Annotated in this window: 16 protein-coding genes; 13 read left to right on the top strand and 3 right to left on the bottom strand. The window is 71.6% G+C overall.

The window, feature by feature from the left end; translation table 11 throughout:
• Positions 1-13: 13 nt before the first annotated feature.
• From AB0F72_RS30995 to AB0F72_RS30980, 4 genes are read left to right on the top strand one after another with little or no spacing between them, the layout of a single operon-like run.
• Complete coding sequence (locus tag AB0F72_RS30995) at positions 14-922, top strand: hydroxymethylglutaryl-CoA lyase (protein WP_360438495.1); 909 nt, start codon at positions 14-16, stop codon at positions 920-922.
• A 27-nt stretch (positions 923-949) separates the two neighbouring features.
• The gene (locus tag AB0F72_RS30990; protein WP_360438492.1) at positions 950-2,452 is read left to right on the top strand and encodes an AMP-binding protein; all 1,503 of its coding nucleotides are present in this window, start codon (positions 950-952) and stop codon (positions 2,450-2,452) included.
• Positions 2,449-3,303: a DUF4437 domain-containing protein gene (locus tag AB0F72_RS30985; protein WP_360438489.1), complete on the top strand. Its 855-nt coding sequence runs from the start codon at positions 2,449-2,451 to the stop codon at positions 3,301-3,303. Before AB0F72_RS30990 ends, AB0F72_RS30985 begins: the two co-directional genes overlap by 4 nt.
• A 50-nt stretch (positions 3,304-3,353) precedes the next feature.
• Positions 3,354-5,327 carry an acyl-CoA dehydrogenase gene (locus tag AB0F72_RS30980; RefSeq protein WP_360438487.1) on the top strand — a complete coding sequence of 658 codons (1,974 nt, stop codon included), beginning with the start codon at positions 3,354-3,356 and terminating at the stop codon, positions 5,325-5,327.
• 175 nt (positions 5,328-5,502) lie between these two features.
• On the opposite strand, the gene AB0F72_RS30975 is transcribed toward AB0F72_RS30980, so the two are convergent.
• The 3 genes from AB0F72_RS30975 to AB0F72_RS30965 all read right to left on the bottom strand — a co-directional run bounded on the left by AB0F72_RS30975 (position 5,503) and on the right by AB0F72_RS30965 (position 8,377).
• Positions 5,503-5,907 carry a type II toxin-antitoxin system VapC family toxin gene (locus AB0F72_RS30975; RefSeq protein ID WP_360438484.1) on the bottom strand — a complete coding sequence of 135 codons (405 nt, stop codon included), beginning with the start codon at positions 5,905-5,907 and terminating at the stop codon, positions 5,503-5,505.
• Entirely contained in the window at positions 5,904-6,803 is a 900-nt protein-coding gene (locus AB0F72_RS30970) for a hypothetical protein (protein ID WP_360438481.1), read from the bottom strand. The genes AB0F72_RS30975 and AB0F72_RS30970 overlap by 4 nt, the downstream gene beginning before the upstream one ends.
• A 149-nt stretch (positions 6,804-6,952) precedes the next feature.
• Positions 6,953-8,377, bottom strand: a complete 1,425-nt coding sequence (locus AB0F72_RS30965) for a dihydroorotase family protein (protein ID WP_360438478.1) — start codon at positions 8,375-8,377, stop codon at positions 6,953-6,955.
• 77 nt (positions 8,378-8,454) lie between these two features.
• On the opposite strand from AB0F72_RS30965, the gene AB0F72_RS30960 reads away from it, so the two are divergent.
• The 9 genes from AB0F72_RS30960 (at position 8,455) to AB0F72_RS30920 (ending at position 20,685) form a co-directional block, all read left to right on the top strand.
• Positions 8,455-9,654 (top strand): CoA transferase, encoded by a 1,200-nt coding sequence (locus tag AB0F72_RS30960; protein ID WP_360438475.1) that lies wholly within the window; start codon positions 8,455-8,457, stop codon positions 9,652-9,654.
• Positions 9,655-9,656: 2 nt separating this feature from the next.
• Positions 9,657-10,424 (top strand): cyclase family protein, encoded by a 768-nt coding sequence (locus AB0F72_RS30955; RefSeq protein ID WP_360438472.1) that lies wholly within the window; start codon positions 9,657-9,659, stop codon positions 10,422-10,424.
• The gene (locus AB0F72_RS30950; protein WP_360438469.1) at positions 10,421-11,824 is read left to right on the top strand and encodes an MmgE/PrpD family protein; all 1,404 of its coding nucleotides are present in this window, start codon (positions 10,421-10,423) and stop codon (positions 11,822-11,824) included. Before AB0F72_RS30955 ends, AB0F72_RS30950 begins: the two co-directional genes overlap by 4 nt.
• A 177-nt stretch (positions 11,825-12,001) precedes the next feature.
• Complete coding sequence (locus tag AB0F72_RS30945; RefSeq protein WP_360438466.1) at positions 12,002-13,666, top strand: WxL domain-containing protein; 1,665 nt, start codon at positions 12,002-12,004, stop codon at positions 13,664-13,666.
• A 76-nt stretch (positions 13,667-13,742) separates the two neighbouring features.
• The gene (locus AB0F72_RS30940) at positions 13,743-14,714 is read left to right on the top strand and encodes a DUF916 domain-containing protein (protein ID WP_360438463.1); all 972 of its coding nucleotides are present in this window, start codon (positions 13,743-13,745) and stop codon (positions 14,712-14,714) included.
• Entirely contained in the window at positions 14,711-15,790 is a 1,080-nt protein-coding gene (locus tag AB0F72_RS30935; RefSeq protein ID WP_360438460.1) for a hypothetical protein, read from the top strand. Before AB0F72_RS30940 ends, AB0F72_RS30935 begins: the two co-directional genes overlap by 4 nt.
• Complete coding sequence (locus tag AB0F72_RS30930; RefSeq protein ID WP_360438457.1) at positions 15,787-17,121, top strand: ABC transporter substrate-binding protein; 1,335 nt, start codon at positions 15,787-15,789, stop codon at positions 17,119-17,121. Before AB0F72_RS30935 ends, AB0F72_RS30930 begins: the two co-directional genes overlap by 4 nt.
• Positions 17,122-17,125: 4 nt before the next feature.
• Positions 17,126-17,842, top strand: a complete 717-nt coding sequence (locus tag AB0F72_RS30925; RefSeq protein WP_360438454.1) for an ABC transporter ATP-binding protein — start codon at positions 17,126-17,128, stop codon at positions 17,840-17,842.
• The gene (locus tag AB0F72_RS30920) at positions 17,839-20,685 is read left to right on the top strand and encodes an ATP-binding cassette domain-containing protein (protein WP_360438451.1); all 2,847 of its coding nucleotides are present in this window, start codon (positions 17,839-17,841) and stop codon (positions 20,683-20,685) included. The genes AB0F72_RS30925 and AB0F72_RS30920 overlap by 4 nt, the downstream gene beginning before the upstream one ends.
• Positions 20,686-20,687 lie beyond the last annotated feature (2 nt).

Below are 20,687 nucleotides of genomic sequence, written 5' to 3'. Positions count from 1 at the left end.
GCGGGGTGTGGGTGTGGAGATCGTCGAGGTGGGTCCGCGGGACGGGCTGCAGAACGAGAAGCGGGTGCTGCCGACGGCGGTGAAGGTCGCCTATGTCGAGCGGGCCATCGCCGCCGGCCTGCGGCGGATCGAGGTCGCCGCGTTCGCCCGCCCGGATCGGGTGCCGCAGATGGCGGACGCCGCCGAGGTGCTGCGGGCGGTGCCGCGGTCTTCGCCCGTGCGATATGTCGCGCTGGTCCTCAACGGGCGCGGCCTGGATCGGGCCTTGGCGCTCGAGGGGTCGGCCCGGCCTCACGAGATCAACTATGTAGTTGTCGCCTCCGACGAGTTTTCCCGCCGGAACCAGGGGATGTCCACGGCTGAATCGCTCGGTGCCTTCCGGGCGGTCGCCGAACGGGCCCGCGATGCCGGATTTTTCGTGACATTGACGATCGCCGCGGCGTTCGGCTGCCCGTTCACCGGCGTCGTGCCCGTCGACCGGGTGCGCTCGGTCGCCGGTGAGGCCGGGCCGGTCGACGAGATCTGCCTGGCCGACACGATCGGCGTCGGCGTCCCGATCCAGGTCGGCGAGCTGGCGGACGCCGTGCGCGGGGTTGCGCCGGGCGTGCCGCTGCGCGCTCACTTCCACAACACCCGCAACACCGGGTACGCCAATGCGACAGCCGCCGTGGCCTCCGGTTTCGTGGCCCTCGACGCCAGTCTCGGCGGGATCGGCGGATGCCCGTTCGCGCCGGCCGCCACCGGCAACATCGCCACCGAGGACCTGGCCTACCTGCTGAACCGCTCCGGCCTGGCGACCGGGGTGGACGTGACGCCGGCCGCCGGGACCGGCGCCTGGATCGGCGAGCAGCTCGGGCTGGAGGCCGTGCCCGCCCAGCTCGGCCGGGCCGGCGACTTTCCTGGAGATCACCTCTTGCGGTGAGAATGGAAACGGTGTTTCCATTCTCGCATGTTGCGGCCCGGTGGTGCTGATCTGACGATCGCTGGTGGAGTGCGGGAGTTCGGCCGGGCCACCCCGGACGTGATCGCGGTGCGTGACGGGGACCGGGCGCTGTCCTACGCGGCGCTGGACTCCCGGTCGTCGCGGCTGGCGTGCGCGCTGCTCGGTCTGGGGCTCGCGCCGGGTGACCGGGTGGCCGTGCTCTGCGGCAATCGCCTGGAGTATCCGGAGATCGCCGCGGGGATCGCCAAGGCGGGTCTCGTGCTGGTGCCGGTGAATCCCCGGCTGACGGCTCCCGAGGTGTCGTTCATCCTGGGGCACTCCGGGGCGCGGGTGCTGATCGCGGACGCGGCCCTGGCTGCCGCGGTGCCCGACTTCGCCGGGCCGGTCGTGTGCATCGGGGGTCGCGAGCTCGGGCCTTCGTACGAGGAGTGGATCGGCGCGGCGTCCGCGGTGGATCCGTGGGTGCCCGTCGACGAACGGGAACCCTTCTGCATCGCCTACACCGCCGGGACCACCGGCGATCCGAAGGGCGTGCTGATCTCGCATCGGTCGCGGTCGCTGACGTTCTATGCCACGGCGCTGGAGTGGGGGATCGGGCCGGGCCGGCGGACGATCGCTGTCGCGCCGATGTATCACGGCGCCGGGTTCGCGTTCGCCTACGCCGCCGTCTACTGCGGGGCCACGGTCAGCATGCTGCGGTCGTTCGAGCCGGACGCGCTGATCGACATGATCGCCCGGGACGGCGCGCAGTCGGTGTTCCTGGTGCCGACGCACGCGCAGCTGATGCGTGACGCGTTCTCCGGAATCCCGGACCTGCCCACGCTGGACACCCTCTATTTCAACGCGGCCGCCCTGCCCAGGGTGCTCAAGGAGTGGGTGTTCGAGGCGTTCCCCGGCGTCGGGGTGCACGAGCTCTACGGCTCCACCGAGGCCGGCGTGGTCACCAACCTGCGGCCGCCGGACGCCCGGCGCAAGGCCGGGACGGTCGGCCACCCGTGGTTCGGCACCGAGGTGCGGATCATGGACTCCGCCGGCGTCCCGGTCGAGCCGGGTCAGCCCGGCGAGCTGTACAGCCGCTCGCCGTACCTGATGAACGGTTACCACGAGAACCCGGCCGCCACGGCCGCCTGCACGACCGAGGACGGCTTCCTCACCTCGGGCGACATCGTGATCCGCGACGAGGAGGGCTTCATCTCGATCGTCGACCGGGTCAAGGACGTGATCATCACGGGTGGCGTGAACGTCTACCCGCGCGACGTCGAAGAGGTCCTGCTCACCCATCCGGCCGTCGTCGAGTGCGCGGTGGTCGGCGAGCCGGACGACCGCTGGGGTGAGCGGGTCGTCGCGTATCTGGTCAGCCGGGAACCTGTCGCCGCCGACGCGCTGGCGGCGTATCTGCGGGAGCGGCTGGCCGGATTCAAGGTTCCCAAGCAGTACCGGGCCGTCGCGGCGCTACCCCGCAACGCCGCCGGCAAGATCCTGAAACGCGAGCTGAGGAGTACGCCGTGAGGGCACACGTGGAGCTGATCCACTCCGACGACTACATCTTCCACGCCGGTGAGCTGCCGTACGGCGAGGGCGCCATCCTGGAGCGCCGCCTGTCGACGGACGAGGAGGACGGCTCGTCGTCGCTGTCGCTGCACGCCACGTCGGACTGGGGGCGTGGCGCCGGCGTCGTGCACGCGGACACCGAGTTCTACGTGGTGGAGGGTTCGCTGACCTACGGCGGCCAGGAGCTCGGTCCCGGCGGTTACGTCCAGGTGCCGAAAGGCAACGCGATGGACTGGATCAAGATTCGCGAGGGCTCCCGGATCCTGCACTGGCGGGAGTACGGCGACTGCGGCTTCGATCCGCTGACCTCGCTCCGGGAGACCGACGCCGGCAGCGACGTCACCGTCGTGGACGCCAGCACCATTGAGTGGACCGAGGCGCCGTCGGTCGGGCCGCTCACCCCGCTCTACATCAAGCTGCTGCACCGCGACCCGAAGACCGGCTTCTACACCCGGCTGATCCGCGCGAAGAAGGGCTGGACCGATCACCGGCTCGCGCATCACCCCTGTTACGAGGAGTTCTACACGCTCGGCGGCAGGATGGCGTACAACTTCGGGGACATCGACGAGGATACGTACTGTTTCCGTCCCGCCGGGGTGAAGCACGGTCACTTCATCGCCGAGACCGACATCGACTGGATCATCCGCTCGGACGGTGAGCTGACGAACTGGTACACCACGAGCGAATGGGTGAAGTGGGGCGGCCACCCGGAGAACTACGACGAGCACAACCACGCGCACCAGCCGGTCATCTCGACGCTGCCGGTGCGCTCGCGGTCCCGGGGCGCCTGGTCCGGCGACGGGATGTGACATTTCCGGTTCCGTGCTTGGCCGAGGTTACTGGCGGGTAATATTGGGCCATGAACGGTCAGCAGAACTCGGTCGATCCGGCACGGCTGCAACAGGTGCTCGACGGCCGATGGGCGCATGTGCGCCAGGCGGTACGGGACGGGCTCGGCGCCGATTTCGTCACCATCCCCGGCGAAACCGGCGACGAGGCCCGTGGCCGGGTCAGCGCGCTGATCCGGAAGATCCCGACCGGCGTCGGCGTGGTGGACGCGTTCCCCGCCGAGTACGGCGGATCCGGCGACCCCGGCGGCTCGGTGGTGGCCGCGGAGATGCTCGCCCAGGTCGACCTGTCGCTGATGGTCAAGGCCGGCGTGCACTGGGGGCTGTTCGGCGGCGCGGTGGTCGCGCTCGGCACGAAACGGCACCACGACGAGTTCCTCCGGGACATCATGTCGGTGGAGCTGCCGGGCTGCTTCGCGATGACCGAGACCGGCCACGGCTCCGACGTGCAGCAACTGCGGACGACCTGCGCGTACGACCCCGCGTCGGGAACCTTCGACCTGCACACGCCGCATCAGGCCGCGCGCAAGGACTACATCGGCAACGCGGCCCGGGACGGCCGGATGGCGGTCGTCTTCGCGCAGCTCGTGACGGGTGGCAGGCGGTACGGCGTACACGCCTGGCTGGTGCCGATCCGGGACGAGCACGGCCGTCCGATGCCGGGCGTGACGATCGAGGACGCGGGCGCGAAGGCCGGGCTGCTCGGGGTCGACAACGGCCGGATCTCGTTCGACCACGTGACGGTGCCGCGGGACATGCTGCTCGACAGGTACGGGCAGGTCGCCGAGGACGGCACCTACACCAGCTCGATCGAGAACGACACCCGGCGCTTCTTCACGATGCTCGGCACGCTGGTCCGCGGCCGGGTCACCGTCGGCGGCGCGGCCCTCGCCGCGACCAAGAGCGCGCTCACCATCGCGGTCCGGTACGGCGACGCCCGCCGCCAGTTCACCAGGCCCGGCGACGACCGCGAGGTGCTGCTCAACGACTACCTCGCCCACCAGCGCAAACTGCTGCCGGCGCTGGCGTACACCTACGCCTACACGTTCGCCCAGGAGGAACTGGTCGCCACCCTGGCCGACGTGCAGTCCGGGTCCGAGGTCGAGGAACACCGCCAGCGGGAGCTCGAATCCCGGGCGGCCGGCCTGAAGGCCATGCAGACCTGGCACGCCACCCGCACCATCCAGATGTGCCGGGAGGCGTGCGGCGGCGCCGGGTACCTCGCCGAGAACCGGCTGCCCGGCCTGAAGGCGGACACCGACGTCTTCACCACGTTCGAGGGCGACAACACGGTGCTGCTGCAGCTCGTCGCGAAGGGCCTGCTCACCGGGTACCGGGACGCGTTCGGCTCGCTCGACGGCTGGGGCCGGGCCACCTTCGTGGCCGAGCAGGTCCGGGAGATGGTGCTGGAGCGCACCGCCGCCCGATCGGTGATCCAGCGCCTGATCAGCGCCGTGCCCGGCCGGGACGAGGACGTCGCGGTCACCGACCGCGGCTGGCACCTGAAGATGTTCGAGTTCCGCGAGAAGCACCTGCTGGAAGGCGCGATCCGGCGGCTGCGCGCCGGCGCCGGATCGAAGAAGGACCGGCCGTTCGACATCTTCAACGACGTGCAGGACCACGTGCTGCAGGCCGCGACAGCGCACATCGAGCGGGTCACCCTGGAGGCGTTCGTCGCCGGCATCGACCGCGCTGCCGACCCGGCCGCCGCGGCGCTGCTGTCCCGGGTCTGCGACCTCTACGCGCTGAGCGTCATCGAGGGCGACAAGGGCTGGTTCCTGGAACACGGCCGGCTGACACCGGCCCGGTCCAAGGCGGTCACCGGCGTGGTCAACGACCTGCTGCGCGAGCTGCGCCCCGCGATGCGCACGCTGGTCGACGCCTTCGCCGTCCCGGACACCTGGCTGAACGCGGCGATCCTCCGCGAGGAGCCGTCCCGCCAGGAGGCCACGGCCGCCGAGGACGCCGCCGTCCGCTCCGCGTAACCCCCGCTCGCGCGACCCCCCTCTCGCGCGCGAGCCTCTCTCGCGCGAGCCCTCTTTGCGATCTTGGCGATTTGGCCTCGGGCGTGGCGTGTCTGCACAGATCGCCAAGATCGCGGAGAGGGGCCTCGGAGGCGGCGCGGAGAGGGGACGGGGAGGGTGGCGCGAGGGTCGCGCTTCAGGAAAGTACGACGAGGCCGGGAAAGTCCTCGAAGTGGCGGCGGTTCAGCGTCAGCAGCGGTGCGTTGTAGTAAATGGCAGTGGTGCAGATCCACAGGTCATTGGTCTGGCTGTTGTGCCCGAGCGGATGCCCGGCGCGCTGCGCCTGGCTCTTGAATCGCCCCCACAGCCGGGCGAGGTCCGGATCGTAGGGCGCGACGACGTATCGCCGGATCGCTTCCTCGAGTCGTTCGATACGTCGAGGTCCCCAGCCTGCCTTCGCCGCGCCGAAGTGCACCTCGGCCACGGTAGTGAAGCTGATGACGGGGATGGCTCCGAGCAGGTGTGACGCGAAGCTGCTCGGGTTGGCGGCATTCAGCCAGAGATGGGACAACGCATCGGTATCGACGATGACGTACTTCATTCGTCGCCCTGTCGCGCCGATCTGATAGCCGCGAGGAACTCGTCGAAGTCGTCCATGGCGGGACCGGCCAAGTCATCGATCGAACGCACGGGACCGACGTGTTGCTCCCGGGCCAGCGCCGCCAGCGAACGTGGTTGGGCACTGTCGAGTGCTTCCAGCCGGGTCAGGTGAAGAACGTGGACCGAGGTGCCGTTCGGATCGAACTCGCCGGTGCCCTCGGCCATGACCATCTGGTCCATGGCGTCGAGGACGGTGTCGCGGAGATCCAGCGTGAAATCGCACAGCACGCTGCCCGCGTACGAATCGATGCGGCAGCGGAGCCCGGCGGGGGAGAAGTCGCCCATGTGCAGACGGCCGACCACCGTCACCATCTGCTGCACTGCCTCGGGTTGCACCGAACGAACCGCCCTCTGCAACGTCTCATCGAGGCTGAAACGTATCTCGCCGGAGCGCCAGAACTCGATCCGTGTCACATTACTGGCACTGATTCCCCCGGTCAGGTCACGAATGCCGTTGATGACCTGCGGCGTGAAGTGTGGCGGCAGCGTCCGGGGATCTCGGTGCAGGCTGTTGACCCCGGCCTCCAGCGCGTCGAGTGAACTGCTCAGCAGATCGTCCAGGCTCAGCTGCCCGGCGCGGGCGACGCTGAGAACGGCCGAACCGTGCTGGAATCCGACGACGTCGAGCCGGACCGCGTCGACGATCTCGCGCGGTCGCCGCCCGGGCTTGTTGACGCTGCCGCTGATGCTGAGCGCGATCCGCTCGAGTGAGGCCTGCAGCCCGCCGGCGAGCCGGGCGAGTTCGGAGAGCGGTAGGCGGCCGCCGGCGGTGGCTGGTCCGAGGGCGCGGATGGTGAGTTCCTCACCCTCGCTCGGAGCGTGCACCGGCTGACTCATCGGGCTCACCTCCCCGGCGTATCACGGCTGATGTCCGCATAGACATCATGCCTGATGCCGGGCGCGCCGCGTGGTCTCCGGACGCGTGAGTCGTCCCGGCGGCTCCGGAGGGGTGGCCGGCGGGCGGGGGATCCGCCGGCCACCCGGCTTCAGCGGGCTACGAAGGTGCCTCGGGGGGTGCCGGTCACGGCGCCGTTCTGGTAGGCGATCCGGCCGCGCAGGACCGTGGCCACCGGCCAGCCGCGGACCTTGCGGCCCTCGAAGGGGCAGTGGTCCTGGCCGGAGAGGAGCAGGCCGGTGGTGACCTCGTGTTCCAGGTCCGGGTCGACGATGGACAGGTCGGCGTCGTAGCCGGGGAGCAGGTTGCCCTTGCGGCCGTCCAGGCCGTACGCCCTCGCCGGGTTCGCCGAGACCAGTTCGGCCACCCGGGCCGGGGAGAGGCCGCGCTTGTGCATGCCCTCGCTGATCAGGATCGGGTAGAGCAGGGCCGTGCCGCCGAAGCCGGGCAGGGCCGGCCAGAGCTCGTCGCCCTTCTCCTGCTCCAGGCAGCAGGCGTGGTCGGACGCGACCCAGCCGACCGTGCCGTCCAGGACGCCGGCCCAGAGCGCCTCGTTGTCCTCACTCGTGCGGATCGGCGGGTTCACCTTGCCGCCCAACCCGGAGAGTGAGTCGTGGGACAGGCAGAGGTGGTGCAGTGTCACCTCGAAGCGCATGTCGACGCCGGGCATCGCGGCGCGGGCCTCCCGGGCGGCGGCCAGCGCCTCGCCGGAGGAGAGGTGCAGCAGGTTGATCGCGCAGTCGGTGGCCTGGGCCAGGGTGGTGGCCTCGCCGATCGCCACGCGTTCGGTCAGCGGCGGGCGGGCGTCCGAGTAGGCCTTCAGCGTCTGGGGATCGCCGTCACCCCGTACCCGATCGATGAAGAACCGCATCAGTTCGGCCTGTTCGCAGTGCAGCGAGAGGGAGACCCGGCGGTCGGTGGCGGCGTTCGCCGCCGCGACCGCCTCCATGAGCTGGTAGAGGTGGCCCAGGTCGTATTCGTCGCTCATCGTGAACGCCTTGGCGTCGCGTGAGTCGGCGGACAGGTTGAAGCCCTTGTAGAACATGTAGTACTTGAACGAGCTGACGCCGCTGCCCTCGACCAGCGACGGGACCTCGTGGACCTGGGCGGTGTCCATCGGCGCCAGGTGGAAGCCGTAATCGGTCCACGCGTGGCCGGCGACCGCGTCCAGCACCTCCGGGAAGATCTCGCCGTAGGGGCCGGTCTTGTTGAGGTAGTGCTGGCCGGTGCGGAAGTAGGAGAGCACCGTGGTCGCGCCGCCGACCAGGGACGAGCGGGTCTCCTCGGCCGCGTCGACCGCCAGGTCCCGGTAGATGCCCAGGTGGAAGTGGGCGTCCACGGCGCCGGGGAAGACCAGTTTCCCGGTGGCGTCCAAGATCTGCGAGGCCTCGTCCGGCGAGATGTCGAGGCCGATCGCGGCGACCTTGCCGTCCTTGGTGGCCAGATCGGCCCGCACAGTTCCCAGGTAGGGCACGACGAGGGTGCCTCCGCGTACCAGCAGATCGTAACGGCTCATCCGGGCCAACCTCCCACAGGTGTTTCGCACACAGTAACGAGGTTTCCCTTAATGGAACAGAGCGGTTAGGGTGTGTCATGCCCGCCGCTGACAGCCCTCTCTCGGGCGTACGGGTCGTCGACGCGTCGACCCTGTTCGCCGGACCACTGGCCGCGACGATCCTCGGCGATTACGGCGCCGACGTGCTCAAGATCGAACACCCGGTCGCGGGTGACCCGGCGCGGGGGCACGGACCCGCGAAGGACGGGGTTCCGCTGTGGTGGACCATGCTCGGCCGGAACAAGCGCACGCTGACATTGAGACTGAGTACTCAAAAAGGCGCAGAAATCCTGAAAAATCTGGCCAGGGCCACGGACGTGTTGATCGAGAACTTCCGTCCCGGAACCTTGGAGCGCTGGGGGCTCGGCCCGGAGACGCTGCACGAGATCAACCCGAAACTGATCATCGCCCGGGTGACGACATATGGACAATTCGGACCGTACTCCCACCGGCCGGGGTTCGGCACCCTGGCCGAGGCGATGAGCGGCTTCGCGGCGATCACCGGCGAACCCGACGGCCCGCCGACACTGCCCCCGTTCGGTCTGGCCGACGGGATCGCGGCGCTCACCGGCGCTCAGGCGATCATGACGGCGCTCTACCACCGGGACGTCCACGACCAGCCGGGCCAGGTGATCGACCTGGCCATCGTCGAGCCGATGCTCACCGTCCTCGGCATGCAGGCGATGGTCTACGACCAGCTGGGCACCGTGCAGCGGCGGACCGGCAACCGATCGGTCAACAACGCGCCCCGCAACACGTATCGCACCGGGGACGGCCGCTGGGTGGCCGTCTCGACCAGCGCGCAGGCCATCGCCGAACGGGTCATGCGCCTGGTCGGACGCCCCGAGCTGATCGACGAGCCGTGGTTCGCGACCGGCGTCGGCCGTGCTGCGCACGCCGACCTCCTGGACGAGGCGATGGCCGACTGGATCGGCGCGCGCTCACAGGAAGAGGTCCAGGAGGCGTTCGAGGAGGCGCAGGCCGCGATCGCCCCGGTCTACGACATCGCGGACGTCTTCGCCGACCCCCAGTTCCGGGCCCGCGACGCGGTGACCACCGCGCACGATCCGACGCTGGGGCCGGTGCGGATGCCCGGCCCGCTCTACCGCATGTCGCGCACGCCGGGCCGGATCCGCTGGACCGGGCGGCCGCGCGGCGCGGACACCGATGATGTGCTCGCCGGACTCGGCTACGACGAGGAGCAGCGGGCGGAGCTGAGGGCCGAAGGGGTCGTCTGACAATGAAGGTTTTCGATCTTGCCCAGCCGATGCGGCGGGGCATCCCACAATCGCCGAACCATCCGGCGTACCACCACTCGCTGGTCCGCCGGCACGGTGACATGGTGCGGGCCGGCGGTGGTTCGGCCGCCAACGACGTGCTGGTGATGGGCACCCACGTCGGCACCCACGTCGACGCCCTCGCGCACGTCTCCCAGGACGGGTTGTTGCACGGCGGGATCGTCGCGGCCGACGTGCAGTCCGACGCCGGGTTCGCCCGGCTCGGCATCGACGAGTTCGCGCCCTACGTTGGCCGGGGCGTCCTCCTCGACGTGGCGCGGGTGCACGGCGTGGAGATCCTGCCGCCCGGCTACGAGGTGACGGCCGCGGACCTCGCGGCCGCCTGCGGCGACCTTCCGGTCAACCCCGGAGACGCGGTCCTGGTGGGCACCGGCTGGTCGAGGCGCTTCGCCGAGGGCGCGGCTTTCCTGGGTACGGCCACCGGCGTGCCCGGTCCCGGCGAGGAGGCCGCGCGCTGGCTGGTCGAGCGGGAGATCGCTGTCACCGGCGCGGAGACCATCGCCTACGAGCACATCGCGCCGGGCGCCGGGCACGCGAGCCTGCCGGTGCACCGGATCCTCCTGGTCGAGGCCGGGATCAACATCGTGGAGACGATGCTGCTCAGTGAGCTCGCCGACGCCGGGGTCACCGAGTTCCAGTTCATCCTCGCGCCGCTGAAGCTGGTCGGCGCCACCGGCTCACCGGTCCGGCCGCTGGCGATCGTTCCGTGACGGCGTCGCTGGCGCGGCAACTGGGTGAGTTCGCGGCGTCGGTGGATCCGCCGGAGCGGGTACGTGCCGACGTGCCGCCCCGGATCCTCGACGTGCTCGGCAACGCCCTGGCCGCGTACGCGGAAGAAGACGCCGACGCCGCGCCCGCGGCGGTCCGGGCGATGCGCCGCTGGGGCGGCGTCGGAGAATCCACAGTGCTCGGGTACGGCGACCGGCTGCCGGCGCCGTCGGCCGCGTTCGTGAACGGGGTGCTCGCACACTCGCTGGACTACGACGACACCCATCTGCCCTCGGTGCTGCATCCGAGCGCCTCGGTGGTGCCGGCCGCGCTCGCCGCCGCCGAGGCCGGGGCGCCCGGTGACCTGATCGCCGCGATCGCCGCCGGCATCGAGGTGACCAACCGGGTCGGCATGGCCGGCTGCGATCCGGACACCGGCGCGAACCTCTACTTCGAGCGCGGGCAGCACGCCACCTCGATCTGCGGCACGATCGGCGCGGCGGTCGCCGTGGCCCGGCTCTACGAGCTGGACGCGGGGCGGATCGCGGACGCCGTCGGGATCGCCGCGTCGATGGGCGCCGGCGTCCTGGAGGCGAACCGCACCGGCGGATCGGTGAAACGGGCGCACTGCGGCTGGGCCGCGCACGGCGGGGTGGTGGCCGCGACCCTGGCCGCCGAGGGGCTGACCGGGCCGCCGACCGTTCTGGAGGGCCGGTTCGGCTTCTTCACGGCGCACACCGGCCGGTTCGATCCGGCGGCGGTCACCGGCGCGCTCGGCGAGCGGTGGGAGGTGCTGCGGACGGTCTTCAAGCCGTACCCGTCGAATCACTTCACGCATCCCGGGATCGACTGTGCTCTGGCGCTGCGCGCGGCCGGCCTGGATCCGGACGACGTGACCGGGATCGAGCTCGGGGTGGCCGAGCCGGTGCTGCGCACGATCGCCGAGCCGGTGGCCGAGAAGGCGCGTCCACGCACCGGGTACCACGCGAAGTTCTCCGGCCCGTACACGGTGGCGATCGCGCTGACCGGGGGCGCCGGTCTCGGTGTCGGCCTGGACGACTTCGCCGGTCTCGACCCGCGCCGGTTGGAGCTGGCCGGGAAGGTGCGGATGGTCGCCGACCCGGCCGCGACCGCCGCGTTCCCGCGGGCTTTCGCCGGGGTGCTGCGCGTCCGGACCCGGTCCGGGCAGCTGCTGGAGCACCGGGTGAACAGTTCCCGCGGTGGTCCGGGCCATCCGCTGCGCGCGGACGAGGTGACCGCGAAGTTCACCGGCAACGCGACGCGGGCGCTCGACCCTGCGGCGGTCGAGGCGCTTGCCGCGGCGGTGCGGGCCCTGGACGCGGGCGGACCGGTTTCGGCGCTGTTTCCAGTTCGGGAAACAGTGTTCCGCGATGCGAAATAGAGCTGGTCGGTGGGTTGACACACCCGTTGCGGACCGCGTTTATTGATCCCACACAAAAGGAAAACAGCGTTTCCCTGTGGGAAACGGTTGGGGAACCGGATGTGTACCGCGCGCACGAGCGCCGCCGCCGGCAACGGCGGGGCGCGCCCATCTGACAGAGGGGACGCGGCAGCACCCATGAAACGCATCGTTCGAAGAGCCCTGGCCGTGGCGGCCGGGTCGGCGCTGGCCCTGGCCGGCGTCGTGGCCGTCCAGGCGCCGGCCGCCGCCTACGGGCCGACCGCCAACTCCCTCGGGTGCCGGATCTACTTCAGTGACGCCGGCACCGGATCCTCCCCGTCCGCATGGGCGGACACCTTCACCCTGACCACGAATCCGGCGTCGCCGAAGCCGGGTCAGAGCGTCACCGTGTCGCTCACCGCGGTGGAGGGCTCCACGAACGGCCCGGTTCCGCTCACCGCGGGCTCGGTGCCGGTGGCCGTGACGGTCGGGATCTCCGGAGCGCAGACCGGCACGATCACGCTCAACCAGTCCACCTACCCGGCGGGCGCTGTCGCGGCGTACGCCAAGCTCGGCGGCTTCACGGCGACCGGCTCGTTCGTCGCCGGCGCGCAGGGCGTCGTCGCCCTCACCGTCAAGCAGGTCAAGTTCGCCAACTCCACGGCGTCCACGTACTGCTCGAACTCCGGCGACCGGGACCACAAGGCCTCGCCGGTCGACACCACGATCGTGCACAACGCCACCGTCTTCGACGGCGGCGCGACGATCACGTCGATCACCGGCCAGACCGGCGTCACCGCGGCCCGGGCCACCAACACCATCACCTACTCGGTCACCGGGCTGGAGGCGAACGCCACGCTCACGGCGTCGCTGAAGGACAGCTCCGGTGGCGGCGCCGGCGAGGGCAGCGGCACCGGGTCCACCGGCGCCGGCGGCTCGGGCACCGGGACGCTCGTGGTGCCGGCGAGTCCCACGACCGGCACCCGGACCCTCGCGGTCACCGACGGCGCCAGCACCGTCCTGGTGTCCATCACGATCCTCGGCACGCCGACGGTCACCATCACGCCCTCGGGCGGCGGCGCCGGCACGGCGATCTCCGTCAAGGGCACCGACTGGGACCCGGGCAGCACGGTCACGGTCCGGGGATACCGGGCGCTCACCGGCGCTCCGCCACCTCCGCCGACCGGTGACGCGGCGGTCACCGCCACCGCGACGGCGACCGGCGGGATCAGCGCCGCCTTCACGGTCAACGACACCACCACCGCGTACATCGGTGCGGTGTCCGGCCGGCTCTTCGCCCTGGCGCCCTGGACCGCGTCCGCGGACGCCTGCACGGCGAAGGAGGGCACCGCGGCGACGGGTGACTGCGACCTCACGTACGAGCTCTCCGAGACCGTCACGGGCGGTTCGCTGTCGATGTCCCGGGGCACCGGCTCCAGCACGATCATCTTCACCGGTGTGACGCTGAACGGGTCGGCACAGACCGCGACCGGCTCGCTCAAGCCGATCAACGTCACCGACAACCGGGGCAGCACCCTCGGCTGGGAGCTCGCCGCGGCGGTCACCGACTTCACCGGCGTCCCCGGCGGCACCATCCCGGCCAGCGCGCTGACCTGGACGCCGGCCTGCGCCGACCACACCGGGGCCAGCAACGCGACGGCCGCGGTGGCGGGCTCGGCAGCCGTGCCGGTCAACGAGGCGACCCTGTGCGCAGGGCCGGCCAGCGCGGCCGGCACTGTCACCGGCGGCTCGTACGACGCGTCGGCCGAACTGTCCCTCGCGGTGCCGGCGATCCAGCTCGCCGGCACGTACACGGCGACGCTCACGCTCACGCTGAGCTGACCCGTGGCCTTCTGACAGTGGATGCGGGGCGGTGTGCCACCGCCCCGCATCCACCCCCTTGGAGAGGGAAGCACCAATGCGCAACCTCGCGGCCGCCCTGGTGATCGCCGTGCTGGTCCTGCTCATCCCGGCGCCCGCCGCCGCCACCGGCAACGGGGAATGGGCCGTCACGCCGACCCCGGCCAAGAACCCCGGCCCCACACCGCGGCTCTACTTCTTCCTGGATGCCAGGGCCGGTGAGCGGGTCTCCGAGTCGGTCCGGGTCACCAACCTGACTGCCACGCCGCGGTCGTTTCTGATCTACGGTGCGGACGCGTACAACACCGCCCGGAACGGCGGGTTCGCCATCCGGACCCGTACCGATGCTCGGAAAGATCTCGGCTCGTGGGTGAAGTCCCAGGTCAGCGCCGTCGAGGTGCCGGCGCGGACAAGCGCCGACATCCCGTTCACCATCACCGTGCCGGCCAACGCCACACCGGGCGACCACGTCGGCGGGATCGTCGCGATGGAGGCGTCGGCGAGCAGCACGGCACAGGCCGGCGGCGCCACCGTGAACATCCAGCGCGCCGTCGCGGCCCGCGTCTACCTGCGCGTCGCCGGCGCCGTCGTGCCCGGCCTCGGCGTGCCGGAACTCGACCTGAACGTCCGCGCGCCGCTGCTGCCTGCGATCACGGGCGGCGACCTGGAGTACACCGTCGCCAACGTCGGCAACGTCCACCTCGTGCCGTCGGCCACCGTGACCATGACCGGGCTGTTCGGCCACCGCATCACCGTCACCGGGGCCACCCCGGCCAGCGACATGATCCCCGGCGCGGAGGGCGCCTTCGCGATGAGGGCCGGCGGGATCTGGCCGCTCGACGTGGTCACCACCTCGGTGGCGGTCCGTGCCGAGGGCGGCGTCTTCGCCCGGCGCTCGGAACGCACGCTCGTCGTCTCCTGGACCGCCGTGCTGCTGCCGGCGCTGCTGATCACCGGCATCGTGCTGCTGGCCCGGCGGCGCCGCCGCGCCCGCGAGCTCCGCCCGCGCGGCCTGGTGGCCGCCCGATGACCAAGCCGGCCCTGGTCGTGGCCGCCGTCGCGCTCGCCGTGCTGGCGGCGGCGCCGGCCGTGGCCGCCGGCCGGGTCGCCACGCTCTCGGCAAACGTCGCGAAACCCGGCGAGACGGTCCGGGTCACCGGCCAGGGCTGGGTCGCCGGCACGCTGCTCCAGTTCGTCACGTGCGGCGAGGGCGGCCTGACCGGCTCGGCCGCCTGCGACACCCGGGCCGCGGTGGCCACCCCGGTCCGGGCGGACGGGACGTTCGTGGTCGACCTGCGGGCCGGCGCCCCGCCCAAGCCGTGCCCGTGCGTCGTGCACATCGCCGAGGTGCAGGGCAGCGCCCTGCCGGTCAACCTGCCGATCTCGATCACCGGGCATCCGGCCGGGACGATCCCGGCCACGGCTGCCGCCGCCCGGGAGCTGACCGTGCAGGAGTTCGCGCTCACCGGCGGCACCGCGGCGGCCTGGTTCGGCGCGCGGGACCGGCTGACGCTGACCTACACGGTCCGCAACCCCACCGCCGTCACCCTGACCAGCGCGACAGCGCAGATCCGGCTCGGCGGCGGTGGCGACGACAACATCTTTCACCAGGAGGTCGTCGCGGATCTCGGGCCGGGGCAGAGCCGGACCTTCACGGTCCCGGTGGAGCTGCCGCTCGCCGCCTTCGGCCAGTACGTGGTGAGCGCCGACGTCAGTGGCCTCGCTCCGGTCCGGGTGCGCCATGACGCGTACCCCTGGGGTCTGATTCTGATCAATGCTCTCGGTGTCGCGCTGATCGTCTGGGGACTGCTGCGGCGGCTCGGGCGGCGGCGTGCCCTGCGCGATCTGGACCCGGCGGACGCGCTGCTCCCCGCCGTGGTCCGGCTCGGCAGCCTCGGCGCCTACCTGGTCTTCGACGACGCGCCCGGCTCCCGGCGGCTGCACCGGCACGCCGGCGCCCAGCTCAGCCTGGACAACCTGCGCGCGCTCATCGGCGCGGGCGCCGGGCCCGGCACCGGCGACTCGGTGCTCGACCTGGACGCTCTCGGGCACGTGCTGGCCCGGCGGTACCCGCGCTCCATCTCACTGCTCGAGGAGAACGAATGACCCGCCGGAACCTCGACGGCCCCCTGCTGATGCGGCTCGGCGCGGTCCTGCTCGTCGCGGTCGTCGCCTACACGGGGTGCGGCGCCCTGATGCCCGGCGGCAACGGCGCCGCCCCGGCGTCGGCCTCCGGGACCGGACCGGGCGTCACCGAGGAGAGCGTCACTGTCGTCTTCATCGGCACCGATCTGACCAAGACCGCGTCGCTCACCGGGTTCGCCAACGCCGACGTCGGCAAACCCGCGGAGCAGGTCGAGGCGCTGGCCTCCTACGTGAACGCGAACGGCGGGATCGCCGGGCGCAGGCTGGAGGCGGTGTACCGGGAGTACGAGGCGAGCAACGACTCGCCGGCCGCCGAGACCACGCTGTGCAGCCAGATCACCCAGGACGACAAGGCGTTCGCGGTGGTGCTCACCGGCCAGCTGCAGTCCAACGCCCGGCCCTGTTACGCGCAGCGGCAGACGCTGATGCTCGACGCCACGCTGATCGCCAACGGCAAGTCGACGTTCGCCGAGCTGGCGCCCTATCTGTGGACGGCGTCGTTCCCGGAGTACGACGCGTTCGCGACGTCGTTCTTGTCCGTGCTGACGTCCCAGGGCTTCTTCGACGGGCGGGACCGGGCCGGGCTGGTGGCCGCGGACACCCCGGCCAACAAGGCGGTGTTCGACGACATCGTCACGCCTTTCGCCGCTGAATCGGGCATCGACGTCACGGTCTCCTGGATCGACACCACCTCGCTCGGCACGCTGAACTCCGGGCTCACCCAGGCGGCCGTCAACTTCCGGGGCAAGAGGATCGACCGGGTGTTCTTCCTCGGCGGCGCCCGGATAGCGCCGTTCTTTATGACGTCGGCCGCCGCGAACAGCTACACCGCGCGGTACGGGATCTCCACCTTCGACAGCCCCGGCTTCATGGTGTCCAACCCGGGGACGATCCCGCCCGCCGCGCTGAAGGGCATGGTCGGCGTCGGGTTCGCGCCCGGTTACGACGTGCCGGACAGCCAGATGGCGTTCCCGGGCAGCGAGGCCGAGAAGACCTGCCAGAAGATCTACGCGGACGCCGGGATCACGTTCCCGGCGCGGGAGAACGCGCGTGTCGCGTTCGCCTACTGCGACGCGGCGCTGCTTCTCCAGTCGGCCGCCGAGGACCTCGGTCCGAACCTCAACGCGACGGCCTGGGCCACGGCGGCGCGGTCCGCGGAGTTCGCGACGGCGACCGGACTGGGGGAGTTCGGCGGGGGCCACGCGGCCGGCACCGCGTACCGGGTGCTGAAGTTCGACTCCGGCTGTGGCTGCTTCACCTACGAGGGGCCGGTGACCAGCCTTGGACGGTGACGTCGTGCTCCGTGTCGACGGGCTCTCCGGCGGCTACGGCTCCATCCAGGTCCTCTTCGGCATCGACCTGACGGTCCGCGAGGGCGAGACCGTGGCGCTCTGCGGGCCCAACGGGGTCGGCAAGTCCACTCTGGTCCGGATGCTCAGCGGGCTGAGCCGGCCGCGAACCGGGACTGTCACGCTGCTCGGCCGGGACGTGACGGCGCTCCCCGGCCCGAAGCGGGTCAGGCTCGGCATGTCCACGGTGATCGGGCAGCAGGCGTTCGGATCGTTGTCGGTGCGCGACAACCTGAGGCTGCACGCGTACCCGAACGGCAAGGACGACGACCGGACCGGCGCCGTCGTCGACGGCGCCCTCGCCGTCTTCCCCCGCCTCGCCGCCCGCGCCGACCAGCCGGCCGCCAACCTCTCCGGCGGCGAACGGCAGATGCTCGTCCTCGCGAAGACCCTGATCCAGCGGCCCCGCCTGCTGCTGATCGACGAGTTCTCCCTCGGGCTCGCGCCGGTCGTCGTCGGCGGCCTGCTCGAACTCATCCGCCGCCTCGCCGCGGCCGGCGTCGCCACCCTGGTCATCGAGCAGTCGGTGAACGTCGCCATGGCGATCGCCGACCGGCTGCTCTTCATGGAACACGGCACGATCATCGCCGAGCACACCCCGGAAGAACTGCGCGCGACCCCCGATCTGGCGAGGCGCCTGGTGCTCGGAGGTCACGCCGGATGAGCTACTTCGGGTACGACCTCGGGTTCGACCGGCTCGCCGTCGGACTGTTCACCGGCCTCACCTACGGCCTGCTCGCGATCGGCATCGTGCTGGTCTACCGGTCCAGCAAGTTCGTCAACTTCGCCCACGGCGCGACAGGTGTCTTCGGCGCGGCGGTCCTCGCCCGGCTGACCGACGGCATCGCGTTCTGGCTGGCCTTCCCGCTCGCCATCGTGGTGGCCGGCGCGCTCGGCGCGGGCATCGAGATGTCGGTGGTCCGCCGCCTGCACGGCCGGCCCCGCGTGATCGGCATGATCGCCACCCTCGGCCTGGCCCAGTTCATCCTGGTCCTGGCCCTGCTCGTGGACCGGGACAGCTTCTCCGGCTCGACCTATCCGAAGCCGCCCGGCCTGCCCGCGTTCAGCATCGGCACCACCGCGGTCGGCTCCTCGCTCACCGCCATGCTCCTGCTCACCCCGGTGCTGCTCGCCGCGCTCGCGTTCTTCCTGCGCCGCACCAAGTACGGCATCGCCGTCCGGGCCGCCGCCGACCACCCCGACGCGGCCACCGTGAACGGCGTCCCCGCGCCCCTGATGACCAGCCTCGCCTGGGCGGTCGCGGGTGGCGTGGCCGCGTTCTCGGCGATCCTGCTGACACCCACCCAGGGCGTGCAGTCGATCGAATCGCTCGGCCCGCAACTGCTGCTGCGCGGCCTGGCCGGCGCGGTGATCGCCCGGATGACGTCGCTGCCGATCGCGTTCGGCGCCTCGATCGGCGTCGGCGTCCTCGAACAGGTGCTCCTGTCGAGAGAGAGCAGCGGATTCGTCGACGTGGTGCTCGGCCTCGCGATCCTCGTCGCGCTGCTGCGGCAGCGCTCCGGCGGGCGCAACAACGAGCAGAACGCGTCCTGGCCGCGCTGGGACGCCAGCCCGCCGCCCGGCGCGCGGATCGGCCTGGTGCTGCTCGCCGGGATCGGGGTCGGCCTGGCCTACGTGGTCAGCAACTCCACCGCCTCGATCCTCACCATGATCTGCGGGTACGCGCTGGTCGGCCTCTCCGTCATCCTGGTGACCGGCATCGCCGGCGAACTGTCGCTCGGCCAGTTCGCGTTCGCCGGCATCGGGGCGGCCGCCGCCATCCAGGTCGCCCAGCTCACCGGCAACATGCTCACCGGCGTCCTCGCCGGATGCGCGGCCGGCGCCCTCGCCTCCACCCTGGTCGGCATCCCGGCGCTGCGGCTGCGCGGCGTCGCCCTGGGCGTCACCACGCTCGCGTTCGCGCTCGCCACCAGCGGCTGGCTGCTGCGCCAGTCGTTCCTGCTCGGCGACGGGCTGACCACCCCGTACCCGATGTGGCGGGACTACGTGGTCAGCGTCGCCACCGACTACTACCTGTTCGCGCTGCTGATGCTCGCCATCGGGTGGGCCGTCACCGCGCGGCTGCGCCGCGGCGGCTTCGGCCGACTGCTGCTCGCGCTGCGGGACAACGAGGAGGCCGGGCGTGCGCTCACGGTGGCGGCGCCGGTCCGCAAACTTCAGGTGTACGGGGTAGCGGGCGCCCTGGCCGGACTCGGCGGCGTGGTGATCGGCTTCGGTCAGGCGCAGCTGAGCATCAACAGCTTCCCGGCGTCCGCCAGCATCGACGTGGTCGCGATCGCCGTGGTGGGCGGGTTGTCCCGCACCGGTGGCGCGCTGCTCGGCTCGATCGTCATCGTGGGGTTGCCGGCGCTGTTCCCGCTCGGGATCGCCGGGCAGGCGGTGCTCACGCTGGGCTGGCTGCTCGTGGTGATCTTCCTGCCCGAGGGGCTGGGTGGGTTGCTGGCGGGGCTGGCGGGGCTGGCGGGGCTGGCGGGGCTGGCGGGGCGGATGCCCGCTTTCCCGGTGGGGCGGATGTCTGCTTTGTCGGTGGGGCGGCGGCGGTCGCGGGCGGCTGTCGGGGACGGGGATTCTGCTGGTGGCGGCGGTGCTTCGGGCGTACCCCCGCAAGCGGGGCCTGAGCCGGCGCCGGATCTCCTGGCCGGGCCCGCGCGGCCGGGGCAGTGGCGGGTGCGTCATCTGCCGGCCGAGCGCCTCGCGCCGATGATCGGGACGGCGCCGCTGCTGGAGGTGGCCGGGGTCCGGCGGTCGTTCGGCGGTGTCAAGGCCGTGCAGGACGCCACGTTCACGATCACTGAGGGTGAGATCGTCGGCATCATCGGGCCGAACGGCGCCGGTAAGACGACGCTCTTCGAGATCCTCGCGGGTTTCACCTCCGCCGACGGTGGCATGGTGCGCTACCAGGGACGGGACATCACCGGCTGGACCCCGGAGCGGCGTGCTCGCGACGGGCTGGTGCGATCGTTCCAGGACGCGCGGCTCTTCCCGGCACTCACCGTGTGTGAGGCTTTGATGGTCGCCGGAGAGAAGCGCATCCCGTCGAGTCTCGTGATCGACGTCCTGGGCGACCCGCGTCCCTCCCGGGCGAAGGCCGCGCGTGCCCTCGCGGCGCTGCGCGCGATGGGGCTCGAGGACCTCGCCGATCGGACGGTCGGCGAGCTCTCCACCGGCACCCGGCGGATCGTGGAGCTCTGCTGCCTGCTCACCCTCGAACCCCGGCTGCTGCTGCTCGACGAGCCGTCGTCCGGGCTCACCCAGGCCGACGGCGTCGCGCTCGGCGAGCTGATGCTGCGGGTCCGCGGCGAACTCGGCACCACCGTGCTGGTCATCGAGCACGACCTGCCCCTGCTGTCCCGGGTCGCCGACCGGCTGATCGCGATGGACGCCGGAACCGTCATCGCGGCCGGTCCGCCCGACGAGGTGCGCTCGCACCCCGCCGTCGTCCTGTCCTATCTCGGCACCGACGAGGCCGCCGTGGCTCGTTCCTGATC

This window comes from Actinoplanes sp. NPDC023936, assembly GCF_040639325.1.
Classification (GTDB): Bacteria; Actinomycetota; Actinomycetes; order Mycobacteriales; family Micromonosporaceae; genus Actinoplanes.
This window is presented reverse-complemented; position numbering and strand designations above follow the sequence as displayed.